The sequence below is a fragment of the Ktedonobacteraceae bacterium genome (genome assembly GCA_035653615.1).
GTDB lineage: Bacteria > Chloroflexota > Ktedonobacteria > Ktedonobacterales > Ktedonobacteraceae > DASRBN01.
The window spans coordinates 229,818-247,173 of sequence record DASRBN010000025.1; the positions used below are offsets into that span (position 1 = coordinate 229,818).

General features: G+C 55.9%; 15 protein-coding genes. 3 read left to right on the forward strand and 12 right to left on the reverse strand.

From position 1 onward, the window contains the following. Positions 1 to 9: 9 nt before the first annotated feature. From VFA09_13645 to VFA09_13665, 5 genes are all read right to left on the reverse strand, one after another. Positions 10 to 1,341, reverse strand: coding sequence for a F390 synthetase-related protein (locus VFA09_13645; GenBank protein ID HZU68313.1), 1,332 nt, complete (start codon positions 1,339 to 1,341; stop codon positions 10 to 12). Beyond that, positions 1,338 to 2,174, reverse strand: coding sequence for an MBL fold metallo-hydrolase (locus tag VFA09_13650; protein HZU68314.1), 837 nt, complete (start codon positions 2,172 to 2,174; stop codon positions 1,338 to 1,340). Before VFA09_13650 ends, VFA09_13645 begins: the two co-directional genes overlap by 4 nt. Then, positions 2,171 to 3,142 (reverse strand): NAD-dependent epimerase/dehydratase family protein, encoded by a 972-nt coding sequence (locus tag VFA09_13655; protein HZU68315.1) that lies wholly within the window; start codon positions 3,140 to 3,142, stop codon positions 2,171 to 2,173. Before VFA09_13655 ends, VFA09_13650 begins: the two co-directional genes overlap by 4 nt. A gap of 23 nt (positions 3,143 to 3,165) precedes the next feature. Next, positions 3,166 to 4,158, reverse strand: coding sequence for a ketoacyl-ACP synthase III (locus tag VFA09_13660; GenBank protein ID HZU68316.1), 993 nt, complete (start codon positions 4,156 to 4,158; stop codon positions 3,166 to 3,168). Positions 4,159 to 4,272: 114 nt separating this feature from the next. After that, positions 4,273 to 5,454 (reverse strand): hypothetical protein, encoded by a 1,182-nt coding sequence (locus tag VFA09_13665; GenBank protein HZU68317.1) that lies wholly within the window; start codon positions 5,452 to 5,454, stop codon positions 4,273 to 4,275. Positions 5,455 to 5,599: 145 nt separating this feature from the next. Between VFA09_13665 and VFA09_13670 the strand changes: the two genes are divergently transcribed. Then, positions 5,600 to 5,905: a GlsB/YeaQ/YmgE family stress response membrane protein gene (locus VFA09_13670; protein ID HZU68318.1), complete on the forward strand. Its 306-nt coding sequence runs from the start codon at positions 5,600 to 5,602 to the stop codon at positions 5,903 to 5,905. 260 nt (positions 5,906 to 6,165) lie between these two features. Here the strand turns inward: VFA09_13670 and VFA09_13675 are convergent, their stop codons facing one another. The 6 genes from VFA09_13675 to VFA09_13700 form a co-directional block, all read right to left on the reverse strand. Continuing rightward, a complete protein-coding gene (locus VFA09_13675) occupies positions 6,166 to 7,101 on the reverse strand; it encodes an ABC transporter permease (protein ID HZU68319.1) in 936 nt (311 codons plus the stop codon). Positions 7,102 to 7,125: 24 nt separating this feature from the next. Then, a complete protein-coding gene (locus tag VFA09_13680) occupies positions 7,126 to 8,070 on the reverse strand; it encodes an ABC transporter permease (GenBank protein HZU68320.1) in 945 nt (314 codons plus the stop codon). Between the two features lie 191 nt (positions 8,071 to 8,261). Next, positions 8,262 to 9,851 carry an ABC transporter substrate-binding protein gene (locus VFA09_13685; GenBank protein HZU68321.1) on the reverse strand — a complete coding sequence of 530 codons (1,590 nt, stop codon included), beginning with the start codon at positions 9,849 to 9,851 and terminating at the stop codon, positions 8,262 to 8,264. A 252-nt stretch (positions 9,852 to 10,103) separates the two neighbouring features. Further along, positions 10,104 to 11,702 (reverse strand): gamma-glutamyltransferase, encoded by a 1,599-nt coding sequence (gene ggt / locus VFA09_13690; protein ID HZU68322.1) that lies wholly within the window; start codon positions 11,700 to 11,702, stop codon positions 10,104 to 10,106. 106 nt (positions 11,703 to 11,808) lie between these two features. Next, positions 11,809 to 13,392 (reverse strand): glycosyltransferase family 39 protein, encoded by a 1,584-nt coding sequence (locus tag VFA09_13695; GenBank protein ID HZU68323.1) that lies wholly within the window; start codon positions 13,390 to 13,392, stop codon positions 11,809 to 11,811. 230 nt (positions 13,393 to 13,622) lie between these two features. Continuing rightward, positions 13,623 to 13,781, reverse strand: a complete 159-nt coding sequence (locus VFA09_13700; protein ID HZU68324.1) for a hypothetical protein — start codon at positions 13,779 to 13,781, stop codon at positions 13,623 to 13,625. A 74-nt stretch (positions 13,782 to 13,855) separates the two neighbouring features. On the opposite strand from VFA09_13700, the gene VFA09_13705 reads away from it, so the two are divergent. Together VFA09_13705 and VFA09_13710 are read left to right on the forward strand one after the other, a co-directional pair. Beyond that, positions 13,856 to 14,092, forward strand: a complete 237-nt coding sequence (locus VFA09_13705) for a hypothetical protein (protein HZU68325.1) — start codon at positions 13,856 to 13,858, stop codon at positions 14,090 to 14,092. An 83-nt stretch (positions 14,093 to 14,175) separates the two neighbouring features. Continuing rightward, the gene (locus VFA09_13710; GenBank protein ID HZU68326.1) at positions 14,176 to 15,399 is read left to right on the forward strand and encodes a cupin domain-containing protein; all 1,224 of its coding nucleotides are present in this window, start codon (positions 14,176 to 14,178) and stop codon (positions 15,397 to 15,399) included. A 325-nt stretch (positions 15,400 to 15,724) separates the two neighbouring features. On the opposite strand, the gene VFA09_13715 is transcribed toward VFA09_13710, so the two are convergent. Then, positions 15,725 to 17,173 carry an MFS transporter gene (locus tag VFA09_13715; protein ID HZU68327.1) on the reverse strand — a complete coding sequence of 483 codons (1,449 nt, stop codon included), beginning with the start codon at positions 17,171 to 17,173 and terminating at the stop codon, positions 15,725 to 15,727. Positions 17,174 to 17,356 lie beyond the last annotated feature (183 nt).

Sequence of the window (17,356 nt, forward strand, 5' to 3'; positions counted from 1 at the left end):
CACCGGCTTTCAGGGATTGACACGCCGAATCCGGCGCCTTTTTGTACCAGGTGCTAAGGGAAGCAGTCCCTCTTCGACGCTTATCTCTGCCGGGCGGCAATCGTACTGTGCCACAATTTCGTTGGTGCTGGCCTTTACTGCTTCAGCAACGGTATTGAAAGCTATGCCTGGAGCCGCGCAAAGGTAGATACGTATGTGCCCGTGGCGTTCCTGGATGACCTGGTAATCGACAATGTGCGGGCTTGCGAGCAAGATCATACGGCGTATCGTGTCGGGAAAGAAAGGGCGTAGGCCACCACTCAGCGATTCAAAATAAAAGATGTCATCGCTGCGTCCCTCGATGGCTCGAATAACGCGGAAAGAGCATCCGCAGGCACAGGGAGCGGGATCGAGTTGCAGGATGTCGTTGAGGCGATAGCGAATGATAGGTTGGGTTTTGCGCCAGAGGTCGGTAACAATCGGCATCACCCGTTCGTCGCTGCCCGGCAATGGCTCGAACTGGAGCATGACGATATCTTCCTGAATATGTAGCGAACCCCTGGCACAACTCACCGCCAGCAATCCCTCGGTACACTGGTAAATCTGGTGAACCGGGGCGTTGAAGGCGGCTTCAATCCGCTCGCGCTCCTGCGGTTCCAAAACTTCGGCCACCGAGATCAATCGCTCGGGAGTGGCATGGAGTTTGCCGCGTATTCGCTCTTGCGCGAGAAAACCAAGCAATGATGGTGGCCCAACAATGATATGAGGCCGGAAATCGTTCAGCGCGGCAACTGCTCCAGCAATCGGCTGCATGAGGTCAAAATAGCGAAAGGCGATCAGCAGGCCTCCTATCTGCTCGTACAGGTTGCTGTTGGAGCGCAGGAAGAATGCGACGCGTAGACGGTGGCGTGGTATTCCATGTAGCGCGCGCGCCAGAATAGTCCCGGCCCAGCCTGCCTGTTCCATGGGACTGGCCAGAAACAGGCCGCGGTGTCCCGAAGTGCCCGATGATAAGCCGACTGTGAGACCATGCAACAGAGGCTGGAAATCCCGGCTGCGTTCGGCTCGCAGCGCAACCTCCATCGCCTCTTCACGTCTGATGCCGCGCGTATTGAACGTCTCGAAGTTGTCCATCATGAGTTGCTTATCGACGGTTGGCAGGGTGCGCCAGTTCTCGACAGGGGATTGCACCTCTTTTGTCCAATGCTGGCGGTAGAAAGGCGCGTGTCGCAAGGTGTAGGTTACTATCCGGCGCGCGCGTTGTTCTTGAAACTGTTCCAACCTGCTGCCATGCAGGTGTTTCCAGCGCCAGCGAGCGCCGGTGAAGTGATGCATGAAAGTGGGAATATCGGTAAGATTCATACTTCTACTACTTCCGCAAATGCTTCTGGACAATGGCTGGGCACGATTACAACATCGGGACATGCCTGGGCGAACTCATACAGGTGGTCAATGGTGGTACGAGCGGCGCGAGCATCGTCTACAAACAGGTGCGTTATCCTGGCAGGGGGGCGACGCTCGCGAATTGACCGCCGCAACCAGCAGCCGTCCGCCGCGAATAGTATCCGGCCACGCCTGGTTTGCGCGAGCAGGCCCATTTGCCCGCGAGCGTGTCCGGGCAGCCCCATGAGCAACAGCGAGCCATCGCCGAACAGGTCGTGCGTTGGTCCCAATCCAGGCAGAGCAGGCCCGTCAAAAGATGAGACAAGGCACTTGCGTGTATCGAAGTCGTTGGGCAGTAGCGCGGGAATGAACGCCCGCCTTAATGCAGCGATCCCTTGCCTCCAGGCTATATCCTCGTAGGCGGCATTAGACGCAATAATCTCAGCTTCTGGAAAGTCACGCAGGCCGGCGATGTGATCGGCGTGAAAATGAGACAGAATGACGCGCCGGATATCGCCCGGTTGCAGCTTCCAGCGTGCCAGTTGCGCCGCGATACTGAGTTCTGGCCGCAGTCTGAGGGGCGTAGCGTACCTGTAGAGCAGGAAAGGCAGGCGCTGTGTAGCGGTGAGGATACGCGGGGCATAGCCGGTATCCCATAATAACCAGCCTTGTTGTGGATGGTGTAGCAGGGCTACCAGCGAGTGGCAGGCGATTTTCTTGCGCTGTCCCCCCTGCATGACGTGGTGTTCCCAGGCGATACAATAGCCGGTATCCAGTATGTGGCATTGTAGATGTACAGGTGTTGAACTCATACCTGTATCCTCAACGATTCCAATGTGTGTTCAATGCCCTCAGCAACAGAGACTTGTGGCACATATCCAAGGTCACGCTTAGCGGCGCCAATATCATATGTCTGCGTGCGCGCTAGAATCAGGGCCGAGTAGCGTGTGAGCAGTGGCTCTTTGCCGGTCAGCGCGGCGCGCATTTCCATAAGCGAGGCGGCTGCCAACGCGACGGAGAGCGGCACCCTACGCAAGTTAGCAGGCAAATCGAGCCGCCTCAGCACCTCACGAATAACCTCCCAGAGCGAAACGTGTTCGTCGTTGGTGATCGTGTACGTCTTGCCAGCAGCTGCCTGGGCATCCAGCGCCAGCAGCAAGGCATGGACAACGTTTTCCACGTAGGTGAGATCGACGAGGTTGTGGCCGTCCCCAATTTGAGGCAGGCGCTTCTGGCGCGCGGCCTCGATGAGCCGGGGCAAGAGCGTTGAATCACCGGGGCCAAAAATGGCCTTGGGACGCAGTATCACGGTTTCCAGGCCCGATGCATTGACCATGTCTTCACCCAGCTTTTTGGTCAATGAATAGACCGACGAAAAACGACGCGGATATGGCACGTTTTCAGGCGCGTTATGCTGATCGCGGCCATCGAAGACAACACTGGGCGAAGACACATAGATCAGCCGGCAAACTCCGTGCTTACGACAACCATCCAGCACGGCCTGTGTTCCACCAACGTTGATCGCGTAAAAATCGGAGCGTTTGCCCCAGGGCGCTGAGAAGGCTCCGGCGTGATAAACGACCTCGATTCCCGCGCACGCCGCGCTGACGCCCGCTCGATCTCGCAAATCGACGGCTACCGGGCTGGCACCGGCTGCTACTAGAGACGATACGCCGCTAAAGTTGCGTCCCATAAGATGGACATCATGACCATTTGCCAGTAAAGCCCTGGCGAGATGCCGTCCCAGAAAGCCGGTGCCTCCGGTAACGAGAATCTGCATGTACTGCTCCGTCCTGGTATTAGTTAGTAAATCAATGATACAGCTCCCAGGGTAAGCCCGGCGCCGGTGCCAACCAGCAGTATGCGGTCGCCGCGCCTGATGCGCCCATCGTATACTGCTTCCGCAAGCGCGAGGGGAATGGATGCGGAGACGCAATTGCCACGCAGTGTGAGGTTGAGTATAAGCTGGTCGCTGCTGAATCCAAACCGCTTGCTCAATTGCTCAATGGCATGCCGGCTCGCCTGGTGCGGAATGACAGCATCGATCTGCCCGCGCTCCCAATCAGATGCCGCGAAGAAACGCTCCAAAAAGGGTTCCATCAGCAGCGCGGCCTGGCGAAAGATGGCCGGGCCGCGCATATGGAACATGTTCATCTCAGGTATGGTTTCGGGATCGTTGGGGTGATGATGCGTTCCCCCACCGGTAATCTCTGTCAAATCGGCACCGCTGCTATGTGTCTCAAAGCAAGCATGGCAGAATGCGCTTTCCTCCCCCAACTGGCTACGAGTGATGATGGCAGCCGCTGCTCCATCACCGAACAGTACCGCGCTCTCACGCTCCTGTGGATTTAAGGAACGAGAAGCAATTTCGGTGCTGCATATCAATACCGTGCGATAGATGTCCGCGGCAACCAGGTGTGCAGCTGTTTGAAGCGCAAACAGGAAACTGAGGCAGGTGGCATTGATATCAAAACAGGCGCTTGCACCCTCCGGCGCTCCCAGCTCGCGTTGTAACAGTGCCGCCGTGCAAGGGATAGCCTGGTGCGGCGCCGACGATGCTCCAATGATCGCATCGATATCATGTACCTCTAATCCAGCATGCCGTAGCGCCATATGGGCGGCAGCTGCCCCCATACTGACCGCTGTTTCGCACGCGGAAACATAGCGACGCTCCCTTACGCCTGTCGCGCGTTCAATCCAGTCTGCCGGAATGCCGAGTCGCTCCTCAAGTTCGGCATTAGTCACACGCCGTCCCGGTAAATACCAGCCCAGCCCAGCCATTTTTATGGGAAGCATAGTTCTTTCCCTTCGCGGACAGGCCCAAGGCGCTGTCCCTACAGCTAACTTAACAGTACGTTATCTCAGCGGTATTGTACACCCTTTTGAGGAAATATTCATGGGGCAATGTACCTATTTGCATCTCCTGGCTTTCGCTTCCGAAGATTGTAACAGCGCAATAATCGCCTCGGTTAATTGTTGTGGAGCGATGTGATCGAAGAAATTCCGTCGTGTGCAGGGGTAGGCTTCTTTGAACACGCCGGGTGCCAGAGATCGTTGTTCTTTGCGACCCCGACCTACAGTAATCGTTTGTTTGCTATAGCCATGCAGCCCTGGATTGGTGCCACCAAAGATGGCGATAGTATTCTTCATGTTTCGCGGGCATACTTGCTCATTTTCCTCAATGCTCAATTTCCGCGTGGTGACTGCCAGGTGCATCGTCCCGGTATCGCCGGTGATAAAGACATCGGCCTGGTCGATAAGCATGGCGAGGTCAGCTAGCGAGGGCCGCGGTTCAGATGGCATGAGGAAAATACGCTGTTCGAAGCGCGGCGCGAGCATATTGTAGAGAGTGCCGGCGGCAGCAGTGTCCGTATAGCCGGGCAAGATGTAGACGAGCAGGTCTGGCCGCATACGAAGCGCGGCGCTGACGCCTTCGGCCAGCAAGTTTGCCGGTGGTCTTGTGATTATAGACGATGCATCGGGCGCTATCAGCAGTATGCGGCACCGTTCGCCAGAAATACCTGATTGCTCTTTTATGCCTTCGATTGTGGCAACTGCCTTTCGCAGGTGGCGAGGATGTACGTATAGGGGAATAGCTTCATCGATGCCCGGTTCAGGCAGCGTATTGCCAAAATAAGCGTTGATGGCCTGGCGTGTGATTTTGCCAATGGGTATATCCGCGCCGGTTCGCAGCAATAAAAAGGCCTGAAATAGCTCTGGCAGGCTTGCTTTTATAATGTTGGCACGCAAACCGCGGTAAAAGATTGGCGTTGAGTTACCTGGAAATATTCCCTCGTAATTTCTGCTTCGTAGTACCTGTTTTAGGCGGCGCGCTTCAGGTGGAAGCATGATTCCCTTGATCCAGGTTTTTGCGTCCGGTGTTGGGAAAAGAAGGCCTGTAACGAAGAGTATTTCGTTGATACGAGGGTCATATGTAAAAAGGTTGGCCTGCAATTCGTTGCAGACGATATCAATTTTTCCCTGCGCTGCCGGGTCATTTTTAACAATTTGGTCGATGGCGCTTAATCCTATAGCCGCAGCATCTCCGATGCCAAATGGCATCAGAATCAGGAAACGCGCAGGATCCCGCATCTTCTTCTGTCCTTATGCAACCAGTATATTCTTTTCCACGTGTATAGTATAACCAGCACAAGCTTCTGGAACAAAAGGTGAAGTGCTGGGCACCGTTTCGACCGTGTTGAAACATCGACTTTATTGAAACAGAGAGAATGGAGAAATGTCAATGGCAACAATGGTGATAGCGGCTGCTTTGAATCCTGGCGGATTCATCGGCTGGATTATTATTGGTCTGCTCGCTGGCTGGCTGGCAGGCGTGATTATGCCTGGTAAGGGCTTTGGCCTGATTGGCGATCTGATCGTTGGATTAATAGGAGCCCTTATTGGTGGCATATTGATGGACATTCTTGTCCCCGATGCCTCTTTTGGCTTCTGGGGAAGTTTCGTCGTAGCATTGATCGGCGCCTGTATCCTGGTCGCCATCATCCATGCATTTACGGGCAGAAGCACGGCTAGGCGCGTGTAACTGCTCTTCAAGCACGCGGCAAAGAACATAAACGACGAGTAAACGAGAGAGGATGCGATCAGCATATGGCATCAGATCGCATCCTCTCTCGTTTTTTGTATCCAGAATGACAGGTCCCGGTCTGTCATTCTGAGTGAAGTAAGCCGAAGCCCTGAGGAACGAAGGGGAAGAATCCATGCATTGGGCTGCCGGGATTCTTCGTGGAGTTTCCCTTCGAGCGAAGCGAAAGGCTCAGCATGACACGCAGGACGAAATAGTCATTATCCCAGGTCCTTCAATGGAGCTCCCATTTCCCGAATACCGCGCGAGCGGGGGTCAAGGTGGTCGCGCAGGGCATCGCCCAGTATGTTGAGGCTCAGGACGACGAGAACGATGGCGAGAGTCGGACCAAGCAGCATCCAGGGGTCGCTAGTGAGATACACCTGCGCCTCGCTGATCATCGAACCCCATTCGGGCGTCGGTGGCTGCACGCCCAGCCCCAGAAAGCTCAGCGTCGATTCTTCGAGAATGGCAAACGAGATGGAAATGGTGGCCTGTACAAGCAACGGGGCGAAAATGTTGGGCAGGATATGGCGGAACATGATCTTGCGGGCTCGTGTGCCGCAGGCGATGGCCGCCGTCACATAGCCTTCAGTCGCTACCTGCAATGTCTGGCCGCGTGCGAGACGCGCATAAATAGGGATGCGCACGATGGCCAGCGCAATCAAGACGTTGATGATGTTCGGCCCTAAGGCTGCGACAATTGCGAGCGCAAGGATCAGCGAAGGGAACGAAAGGAGCGCGTCGGTGATCATAATGGTGACCTGGTCAATCCATCCCTTGAAATATGCGCCCAGGATACCGAGCAACGTGCCAAGCAGCCCTCCAACCAGAATTGAAGCAACACCGACTGTAAGTGAGATGCGCGTCCCATAAATCACGCGACTCAGCTGGTCGCGGCCCAGATCATCAGTTCCCAGCAGATGTGCCAGCGTTGGCCCCTGTTCCGCGATGGCCGGGTGGTACAGTAAAGGCGGATAAGGGCTGATGAAAGGCGCGAAAATGGCGGCGATCACAAATACGAGCAGGATAACGCCAAACCACAGGCGTGGGTCATGCGCGAATGTATGGAGAGCATGCCCAATCCACCGTAAAGCTTTTGTGGTTGGTTGGATGTTTACTACCTCTGGTTGTGAAGTTTCTACTGGCGCTGCCACACAATGCTCCTCACTGCTGAAGATCTACTTTTCGTAGCGTATGCGTGGATCAAGGAACGCATAGCATATATCAATCAGTAAATTAGCGACCATATAGGAGAATGCCGAGAGTAAGACGACGCCCTGAACGACCGGGTAGTCTTTTGACAGGATGCTCATAATCGTCAACTGGCCAATACCGGGCCAGAGGAAGATCGTTTCCACGATAAATGCCCCGGCCAGAATTGAGCCTATCTGCAGCCCAATAAGGGTAAGAACCGGCAGAAAAGCATTTCTGAGGGCGTGGACGTAAGCCACGCGGCGCTCAGGCAGCCCTTTAGCGCGCGCGGTTCGTATGTAGTCCTGCCCCAGCGCTTCGAGCATATTGGCTCGTATCTGCCGCATATTGACGGCTACCACTCCTGTTCCGAGCGTTACCATAGGTAGGATGAGATCGCGAATATTACCCGCCGGATCATCACCGAATGCTGTATATCCGCCTGGAGGGAACAGGCGGATATCGACGGCAAAGAAGAGAATAAGCACCAGCCCCAGGACGAACACCGGAATAGCCGTGCTAAACAGGCTGAACACGTTGACCAGCCAGTCTCCTATCGAATTCGGGTGCGTGGAGGCATAGATACCAAGCGGGATGGCGAGAATCAGAGAATAAAGCAACGAGCAAATCCCCAGTTCTACCGTAACGGGCAGTCTCTGTTCAATTGCCTGCACTACCGGCTGTTGAAGCTGGATAGACTGCCCCAGGTTGCCTTGCAACGCCTGCCATAACCAGAGAACGAATTGTACTGGTATTGGCTTATCCAGCCCCAGCTGGTGGTCTAAGGCCGCTACAGATTGCGGCGTCGCATATTCTCCCAGGAGAACACGCGCGGGATCACCCGGAACGAGGTGAATCATCATGAATGTCAGGAAGCTCACAAGCAATGCGACGGGGAACATGAAAAGAATCCGCCGCAGGATATAACGCATCACAGTAGCACTCCTCTAGACCTATCACATAGACCTATCATGCCATCAGGAAAGCACTCCACCCTGTCATACTGAGCGGCACTCCACCCTGTCATGCTGGGCGGCACTCCACCCTGTCATACTGAGCGAAGCGAAGAATCTGCCCATACCATCAGCAAAGCCCTCAGCATGACAGGCGAGTGGCCCTTCACCTATGAACCGACGTACACGCTGGCAAAGTTCATCAATCCTGTAGGCAGGAGCGTGAAATTTTTGATATTCGTCCCGGTTGCCTGCTCGTTTACCCCATAGTTGATGAACACATAGGGGGCATCCTGCAAGATTAACTGTTCTGCCTGCTGGTAGTCAGAAGTGCGCGTGGCTTGATCACTGGTCGCGCGTGCGGCCTCAAGGAGCGAGTCCACCTGCGGGTTCGAATACTGCATGTCGTTAAAGCCACCGCCAGTATGGAACCAGGAGTACATGTTTCCATCCGGGTCTGGGCGCCCGCTCCATCCTATCAGGGCCGCCTGGAAGTTAAAGGCAGATGTGTCATTGAGCAGGGTTGTGAACGTTTCCTGCTTGATGTTCACGGTAATACCGGCCGGCTGCAGTTCCGACTGAATGAACTGTGCCTCCTGAGCATTCAGCGGGGAGCCGCTGGTAATCAAGAGCGTGAAACTCACGCCGCTCGCCTTGCCCGCTTGCGCAAGTTCAGATTTGGCGTTGTTGATGTTGTAGCTATAAGGCGCGAAGCTGCTGTTGTATGCCCAGCTAGCCGGAGAGAGCGGTCCCTGGGCAACAACTCCAATCCCTTTCAAGACAGTATTGACAATCTCGTTGCGGTTCACTCCCCACTCGATAGCCCGGCGAACGTGGACGTTGTTGAATGGGGCAACCTTTGTGTTGAGCATGAACCCAAAGAAGCTTAATCCGGGCTCCTGTTTGTAAACAAGGCTGGGATTGGACTTCGCGGAAGCTACCTCGGTTGGACCGAGATCATCGGCGACGTTGATGGTGCCGGTTTCAAGGTTGGAGTACATCACACTCTCATTGGTGATGGGAACGTAGCGAATTGATTGCAGGTACGGTAAGGCGTTCCCCTGGGCATCTTTCATCCAATAATGCGGGTTCTTTACGATAGTGAGGTGATCGCCTTTCACCCATTCCTTAAACGTGAACGGGCCAGAGCCGGCATTGACCGGGCCATTTGCCAGACTGCTGCCTAGCTTTTGCACGGCAGTTGGCGAAAGCATCATACCGGCGCGATCGGTCAGCGCTGCCAGCAGGGGCGCAAAAGGCTTTTTCAGCGTGAACTGCACGTGCGAGGCATCCACAGCCGTCACCGATTGCACGCTGGATATCTCGCTATAGCGTGGCGAAGTCGGCGTCTTCAAAATGCGGTTGATGTTGAAGACAACCGCGTCGGCGTTGAACGGCGTGCCATCCTGGAACTTCACATCGGTGCGCAAGGTGAATACAAGTTGTGTCGGAGACGTATACGACCATGATGTAGCGAGGTCTGGTACGATGGAATTGTTGGCATCGAGCCTGACCAGCGTGTCGTAAATGTTCAGCATCACCTGTCGGTCGTACAACGAGGTCGATAGTAATGGATCGAGTGTAGTTACGTCAGCATCAAGTCCAACCTTGATGTTTCCACCGAACTTCGACGATGAATTGGTAGCCTGCGTACCACTGCTACCACACGCTGCCAGAATTGTTACAAGACAGAACATTGCTACGAGTTGGAAAAATAACTTCTGAGAGCGGACGCATTGCACGGGGGGATGATACTTCATGAACCGGACCTCCTTGTTCTAGGATGATACCAGATGATGTGGATTCAACTGTTCAATTAGCTGAACAATGCGTACTACTATATGAACAGTATAATTTGGGGAAAAGCATATGTCAATGTTCACTTGCTTCTTTTGCGCGGTTGGGGATGTTTTACCCTGTTGTAGATGATGTGAGAGCCGGACAAACGTTTCCTCGTCTGCCGGCCCTGCTCTCTATCCTTGCCTGTTTTACTTGTCTGGCCGATGTTTGCTTTACCAGGCGGCGGCCAAACTTTCGGCGCGCGGGTCGGCTCCTCCCTGCATCATGCCTGTCTGTGCATCGAATGTAATACCCTGCGCATAGCCCATACCTGTTTCCCATGCGCCCAGTTCTTCCACCTGGTGGCCGCGCTGGCGTAAAACTGCCAGCGTTGCTGGCGGAAAGCGGTCTTCCACGCGCAGTAGCTCTATACCGTTTGCCGCACCGTGGATCCAGCGCGGCATCTCGATAGCTTCCTGGATGTTCAGCCCAAAACGCGCTATCGCGGTATAGACCTGCAAATGAATCTGGGGCTGTCCATCACCGCCCATCGTACCAAAGACCATCGCGGGTCTGCCATCGCGCAGCGCCATCGATGGGATCAGCGTGTGCAGCGTTCGTTTGCCTGGCGCAAGCGCGTTCGCGGCAGCTGGGTCGAGCGAAAAATATGCTCCTCGATTCTGGAGAACGATGCCCGTATCATCCACAACGACGCCGCTTCCGAAGCCCATATAATTACTCTGAATGAGCGAAACGACGTTACCCTCTCTATCAGCCGCGCAGAGATATATCGTATCGCCACCAAAACTGCCGGGTGCAACGGACGGTTGCGCTCTAACTGGGTCGATGAGCGCCGCTCTTTGGCTCAGATAGTCCGGCTCAATGAGTGCTGCCGGATTGAATCGCATATAGGCAGGGTCAGTAAGATAAGCATCACGGTCCGCGAAAGCCAGCTTTTTCGCCTCGACCGCCATGTGGATGGTATCCGGCGATAACGGGCCATCGCCGAGGGACAGGCGATCCAGGATTCCAAGCATTTGAAGGGCCGTCACGCCCTGGGTATTGGGTGGCAGTTCATAGATGCTCAGGTCCGCAAATGGAACGCTGAGGGGTGTGACCCATTCGCTCTGGTGCGCGGCCAGGTCTTCGCGGGTAATCAAGCCGCCCTCGCGCGCAAAAAACGCGGCGACCTGTTCCGCGATCTCTCCCCGGTAAAACGCTGAGGATCCCTCTCTGGCGATGGTTCGTAGCGTTTGTGCCAGTGTAGGAAAGCGGATTATTGTTCCGGCTGCAGGAACAGAGCCACCGGGCAAGAAGTGGGCGTGCCAGGAGCGATGAATACCTTCTCTTCTACTCATACGTGTCAGGGCATCATGCAGGTCCGGTCCCACGGCCACGCCCTCTTCGGCGTAGGAAATAGCCGGGGCAAGCGCCTGCGCCAGCCCCAAACGGCCAAAATGTTGCTCTGCCTCATCCCATCCGGCGGCGCATCCAGGAACAGTGACTGTGTGGATACCCAGCACGGGCATAGATGTATAGCCCAGGGCGCGGTAGCGTTCGATAGTTGCTGCCCGCGCTGAGCGCCCGCTGCCGTTCAATCCAGAGAGTTTTCCGCTGGCAGCGTCGTAGATAAGCATGAAGACATCGCCGCCGAGTCCGCAGACAAAAGGATACACAACCTGGAGAACGGCGCTTGCTGCTACTGCCGCATCAACGGCGTTGCCCCCACCTTTCAGAAGTTCCAACCCTGCTTCTGCTGCCAGATAATGCGGCGCAACAACCATACCCTTTCGAGCGAAGGTGATGGGACGATGCAAGGAAAGTGAGGACATGTTCTCTGTTCCTTTCTGCCTTTTCCGGTTCCCTATACTTTTCTCCTGTGTTTTATAGCGCTTATGTAGGTTATAGTACGCGTTTTCAGGGAATGCAAATTCTGTATCAGGCTTTTGGGATGTGAGCGCGGTCCTTCTTTCCTGTTCCCACCAGGGCTGCGTCGTTTGCTGCCGTGACTCGCTTCCTCCATATCCAGTAGGAGCCGTCGCCATAAGCGCTGTGCATGGGGATTCTCGCAACGAGCTGGTAGTCCTGGCTGGCATTCAGGCTTTGTGTGATATGTCTGGCCAGGGCCGCGTGATACCCATAACTCAGTTCAATCATCTCGAAGTATCCGGCTTGAATTGCGGCCGTATAGGCCGCTTCTCCTGAAAGCTCCCGTTTGTCCGCAGCGATGTACACGAAATAGTCCAGGCTACTCCACTGCCAGATATCGGTCTGCTTCTGTAAGCTATAGCGCAACACATCATAATCTTCCGCCAGGTAGTGATCCTTTCCTTTGTGTACTTGCGGTTGCAAGAATGTGGTCAGCTGTGTACTCGAAGGCCAGCCCTCGTAGAGCAGAGATGCTTGCTGGATACCCGAAAGGAAGATCAGCAGGCATAGTGCCAGCACAGCCAGCCAGGAAAGACCACCCATGTATCTGTGTAGCACGTTGACGAAGAAGGCAGTGATATAGCCGACCAGCGGGGCCAGAAAGATCATACAGAACGCCAGGTGCTTGTCCAGTGAGACCATTTCTCCCCTGGTCGTGTGATAGAGCGGGACGAGCAATGCTGAGCCAAAGAATAGCAGGCCGGTCAGCACGCGCTTCCTGCCACACAGCGGCAGGGCCAGCAAACCGAGCGCGAAAAAGATCCCGGTCGTGGTTGCGATATGTCCTATGACCACCAGCGCTGGGGCAGCAGTGAGGCTGACGCGATTGATGGTTGTCACGTTCATTCCGGTGAGCGCCTGCTGATCCATCACCAGGAAAGCGAGAAGGCCTGTTATGATCAATGACGTGAGCGCCAGGTGTAAGCGGTCGAGCATCTCCCGCCATCCCTGCTGTTGCCAGCTCCACCAGGCAAGCAGGGCCAGTATCGTTGGGATGAATAACAATCCGGCGTACTTGGCGGCAACCATGAGCATCAGCAAAGGACCGAATACCAGCAGGCGGCGGTCCGATGCCGCCTGGCTGGCCCAGAGGCAGAAGGTTAGCGCCAGTGCCAGCAAACAGCAACACAGGGCATCGTAGGTAGCCAGGCGTCCCACAAACAGGACCGACCCGCCGCAGGCGAAAATGAAAGCCGCGAGCAGCGCGCTTGTACGATCAAACAGCCGGAGCGTCAGGCCATAGACGCAGGTGGTGGCGATCAGCATACAAAGCAGGCTGAACAGACGTGCCATCTCCAGTCCTCCCAGCAAATCGAGCAAGCCCGCTATGGGCGGGTAAAAGAAAGGATAGCCGGAAAAATACAGGCCATACGGCTCCAGATACGTTGCCTGGCCCTGCCATCGGAGCAGAATCTGGTGTCCGGCTAACAGGTAGAGGGCTTCATCCTGGAAAGGCGTATTGTTGAGTAGGAGCAGAGAAGTGCTGGCTTGCACGAGCAGGATAAAGGGCAGCAGGAACCACGAGAGCCAACCGTTGAAACTGGCCCCTTGCTCCGAACGTTTCTTTATGCGTACTGAAGAACTCACCTGCATGCGTACTGGCTCCCGAATTGAGTGCCCATCACAGCTGAGCGTGCCGTAATGCCAGGCCAAAGAACAAAGCAGCAGTTGCATTGACGAATGCCTGCTATCAGATAACATGCTCCCGTCGAGCCGAGAGGGCATACTCCTGTAAAGGAGACGTTTGAGACCGGGGCGCCGTAGCGGTGTTATCACTCGCGTCAGATGCCGGATTGGACGGTAGAGCCAGGCTTTCCCGCCAACTATGAATCGTTCGGGCAGACGCGCACGCGCATCCCGGTATACAGGCCCAGAACGTGACCATCTTTACTGACAAAGTAGTAGCCCTCGAATGTATGAGGTTCAGTACGCGTTTGATCCAGCGTAACAAGGGTATACTCGAGACCGGGAATGACTCCCAAGCCCTACTCCTACCATCAATGCCAGCTCAATTACCCAGCCAGTTTGTGATCGTCTCTCGGTATGACGCATAGCTGTGCTACCTCAAGACGCAACCTGGTGCCAAATACCTGGCGTCACCACGGGTCGCGAAATCGATGATACGCTAGCCGCGGCACTGGCAGGTTATCCAGATCATCTCATACTGCTGCGCCCGGACCATTATGTCGCAGCCTGCATTCCGGTATCGGATATCGCTCGCGGAAGCGAGATCGTCAGCGCCCTTCATGCAGAGTACCTGGAGATCAACCGAAGGAAGGAATTTGTAAGATGAGGGAAAAGAGGTTGACTTGATACCGATAGCTTTTGTAGGATGTCAATATCATTCATAGCGATGACCTGCCGAGCTCCTGTGTAATGCGCTATTCACAGGACGAGTACCAGGCGTTTTCACGTATACGGACTGCTTCTCTGGCTGGTAGCTGGAGAGAAAGGAGAGAAAAGATGGGCATTGATATGAGTCATGCGCAGACCGTCGAGGTCGGCTATGACGAGTTTTGCGGGGCGCTGGCGGCGCGCGATCTCAAGCCGTTGTGGAAAATTGCCAGGCAGTTGATGCCGGAGGTGCCACTACCGACCACCCAGGCCTGGCTCTGGAAGTGGGACGACGTGCTGCCGCTTGCCAAACGCGCCGGAGAACTGATTACGCTGGAACGCGGCGGGGACAGGAGGGTGCTGGCCCTCGCCAATCCAGGGTTGAATGGCCTGCCTTTCACCAGCACGACGTTGTGGGGCGCGCTACAATACCTCGGCCCGCACGAATCGGCCCCCGCGCACCGGCATACGCCCAGCGCTATCCGCTTCGTCCTCACCGGCTCGGGCGTCTACACGACAGTCAACGGCGATGCCTGTGACATGGAGCCGGGCGACTTGATCCTGACGCCTATCTGGAACTGGCACGACCACAACAACCGCAGCGACGAGCCGATGGTGTGGTTCGATGGCCTGGACTTGCCCCTTTTGACCACACTGGAGTCGATCTTCTTCGAAAACCACCCCAACCAGCTGCAGCCGGTAGAGGGTCACAATCTCTCCGAACAAGGCTTCTCCGGGGTCGGGCTGCGCGAGTTGGGCGCCAGCTCTCCCGTTGCCCACTCGCCACTGCTGCGCTACCGCTGGGCCGAGACTGAGCGCACCCTGGAGGCGTTGCACCGGGCGCGCGGCGGCCCCATGGCCAGCCTGGAGTTTGTCAACCCGCTCACGGGTACGCCGGCCGTCGCCACCTTCGCTTGCGAGATGCATCGTCTCTACCCTGGCGAGCGCACTGCTACGAAACGCAAGACAGGCAGTTCCATCTACGTGGTTTTTCAGGGCAGCGGCCGCTCGGTCATCAATGGTGTGCGCTTCGACTGGGGCCCCGGCGATATTTTCGTCACCCCCTCCTGGGCCAGCGTTGATCACCAGGCCGAGGAGCAGGCCGACCTGTTCGCCGTCAGCGACCGGCCCGTCTTACAGGCGCTCTATCTCTACCGTGAAGAGAAACTGCCGGAGCACCAGGAGATCAGCGGAACATTTGTGCCGCTCAAGGGTGCAATAAGTACTGCCGACGCGACCCAAAATGGGCAGAGCACGTCCTGGTAGGCCTCCTTGTTTTTGTGCAAAAGTTCTCGTGGTTGTCAACCGTTTTTCTGTTCTACCACAGCTACTGTAGGGACAGGGGCAAGCCCCTGTCCTGCTTGGGGCGTGAGGCAGGCAGCAGGCCCTGTGCGTGTTGGGCGGGGGCAGGGACGAGCCGCTGTCCCTACAGGACACGATGATGGTGATTCCCCGATTCGATGGGAAAAATTCATCAGAACCTGGTGATCCTGAGCAAACTGAAAGGGCTCAAGTATTACCTGCCGAGAGGCGTTTGGGCGTGCTTGTTTTCTTGCCACGGAGAACCTCCTTACCATCCTCACTCCAAGATTCACTCGCCTTTTCTCACGTGCCGCAGCCGATAGATCGGGAAGCTGGCCAGCAGAAGCAGTACGCTGATGATAGTAAGGATGGTGGCAATGATATGCAGGCCGTCGCTGGTGATCGTTGTCCCAAGCAGGCTGGTGGCGAGAATGGCTCCCACGTAGCGGAAGGTTTGGAACTGACCACTCGCAGCACCCATCTGCCTGGCCGGGGCGTGTTCGTAGAGAGCAGCCTGTAGGCCGAGGTTATTGAAGCCGTTGGGAATGCCGAGGATGGCCCCGATAGCGAGGATCACGATCACCGGGGTGGCAGCGTTGAAGACCAGCAGCAAAAGGGAGCCCACAATGAGCGTGAAGGAACCGATGATGAGGGCCGGTCTGGGGCCAGATTTGCTGATGAGCCGCGCTGCGATGGGTGTGGCCAGTACACCCATACCGGAGATAGGCAGCAGCAGGAGTCCTGCCATGCCGCTATCGAAGCCGCGCACCTGTTCTAACCAGAGTGGCATGCTGAAGAAGACGGCGTAGAAGACGATATTGACACCCGCAAATTGAGCATAGACACCTATCAACGGGCGGTTGGCAGCCAGCATTCTCACATTAAGAAATGGCTCAGCCACACCGCGCTCGCGTAGAACCAGTAGGACAGCGGCAAGCGGGGCGACCGGTAACAAGAGCCACAGCGGGCCGCTGGCCAGTGATAGCAGGAATGCGAGGAGACTAGCCAGCATCCCGCTGAACAAGACGATCCCAGGAACGTCGGCCATTCTCACCGCCGCTTGTGCGACCGAGAGGCGCGACGGCGAGTCTTCCAGTGTGGCCAGACCAGGGGTGCTGTCTGCTGGCAACCAACGCAAGGCCAGAATGAGACCCACGATGGTCAGTGGAACGTTGACGAGAAAGATCGCAGGCCAGCCCAAAAGCCTCGCCAGAAACCCACCAAGCACCGGCCCGAGAGCAACGCTCACCGACGAGGTGATGGAGATTGCGCCGAGCGTTCCTGCAGGAGCCTTGCCTTGTGGATCGCCAGCGCGAATGATGGCAAGTCCCGCCGGGTATGCTGCCGAGGTACCGAGTGCCTGCACCATACGAATGGCGATCAACCAGCCGAATGCCGGTACGAATGGCGCGAACGCACTTGCTATCCCGACCATGAGTAAGCCGGTGCAGAAAACACGCCGGGGACCGAACAGGTCAGAGAATCGACCCATCAAGGGCTGTGCGATAGCAGCCGCTAGTGCGAAGCCGGAGAGGAGCAATGACGCGGTGGTCACGCTGATCCTGAAGTTCGTCTGGATCAGAATGAGCGCAACGGTGATCATCGACGAGTTGAGCGGGTTCAGCAGCGTCCCCGCCAGCACCGCACTGACAAGGCGTTTACCAGGTCGCTGAGTCAGGGGCGTGCCCCTGGTTGCGTCAGTTTCAACAGCAAGTTCTATCTCTTTTTTGTGCATCATAAATGTCAGAAAACCTCCGCTTTCTCTTCTGTGAGGATATTCACCCGGCAGAAACCTGGCTGACCACAAGCTTCAACACCATATTGGTTTGTGCATGACCGTGTGGTTTGATTGTAGACCGGTCATCTTATGTGTTACAATACATATGTATTCATATATCCATGACTCTGCAGCCATAAGAGA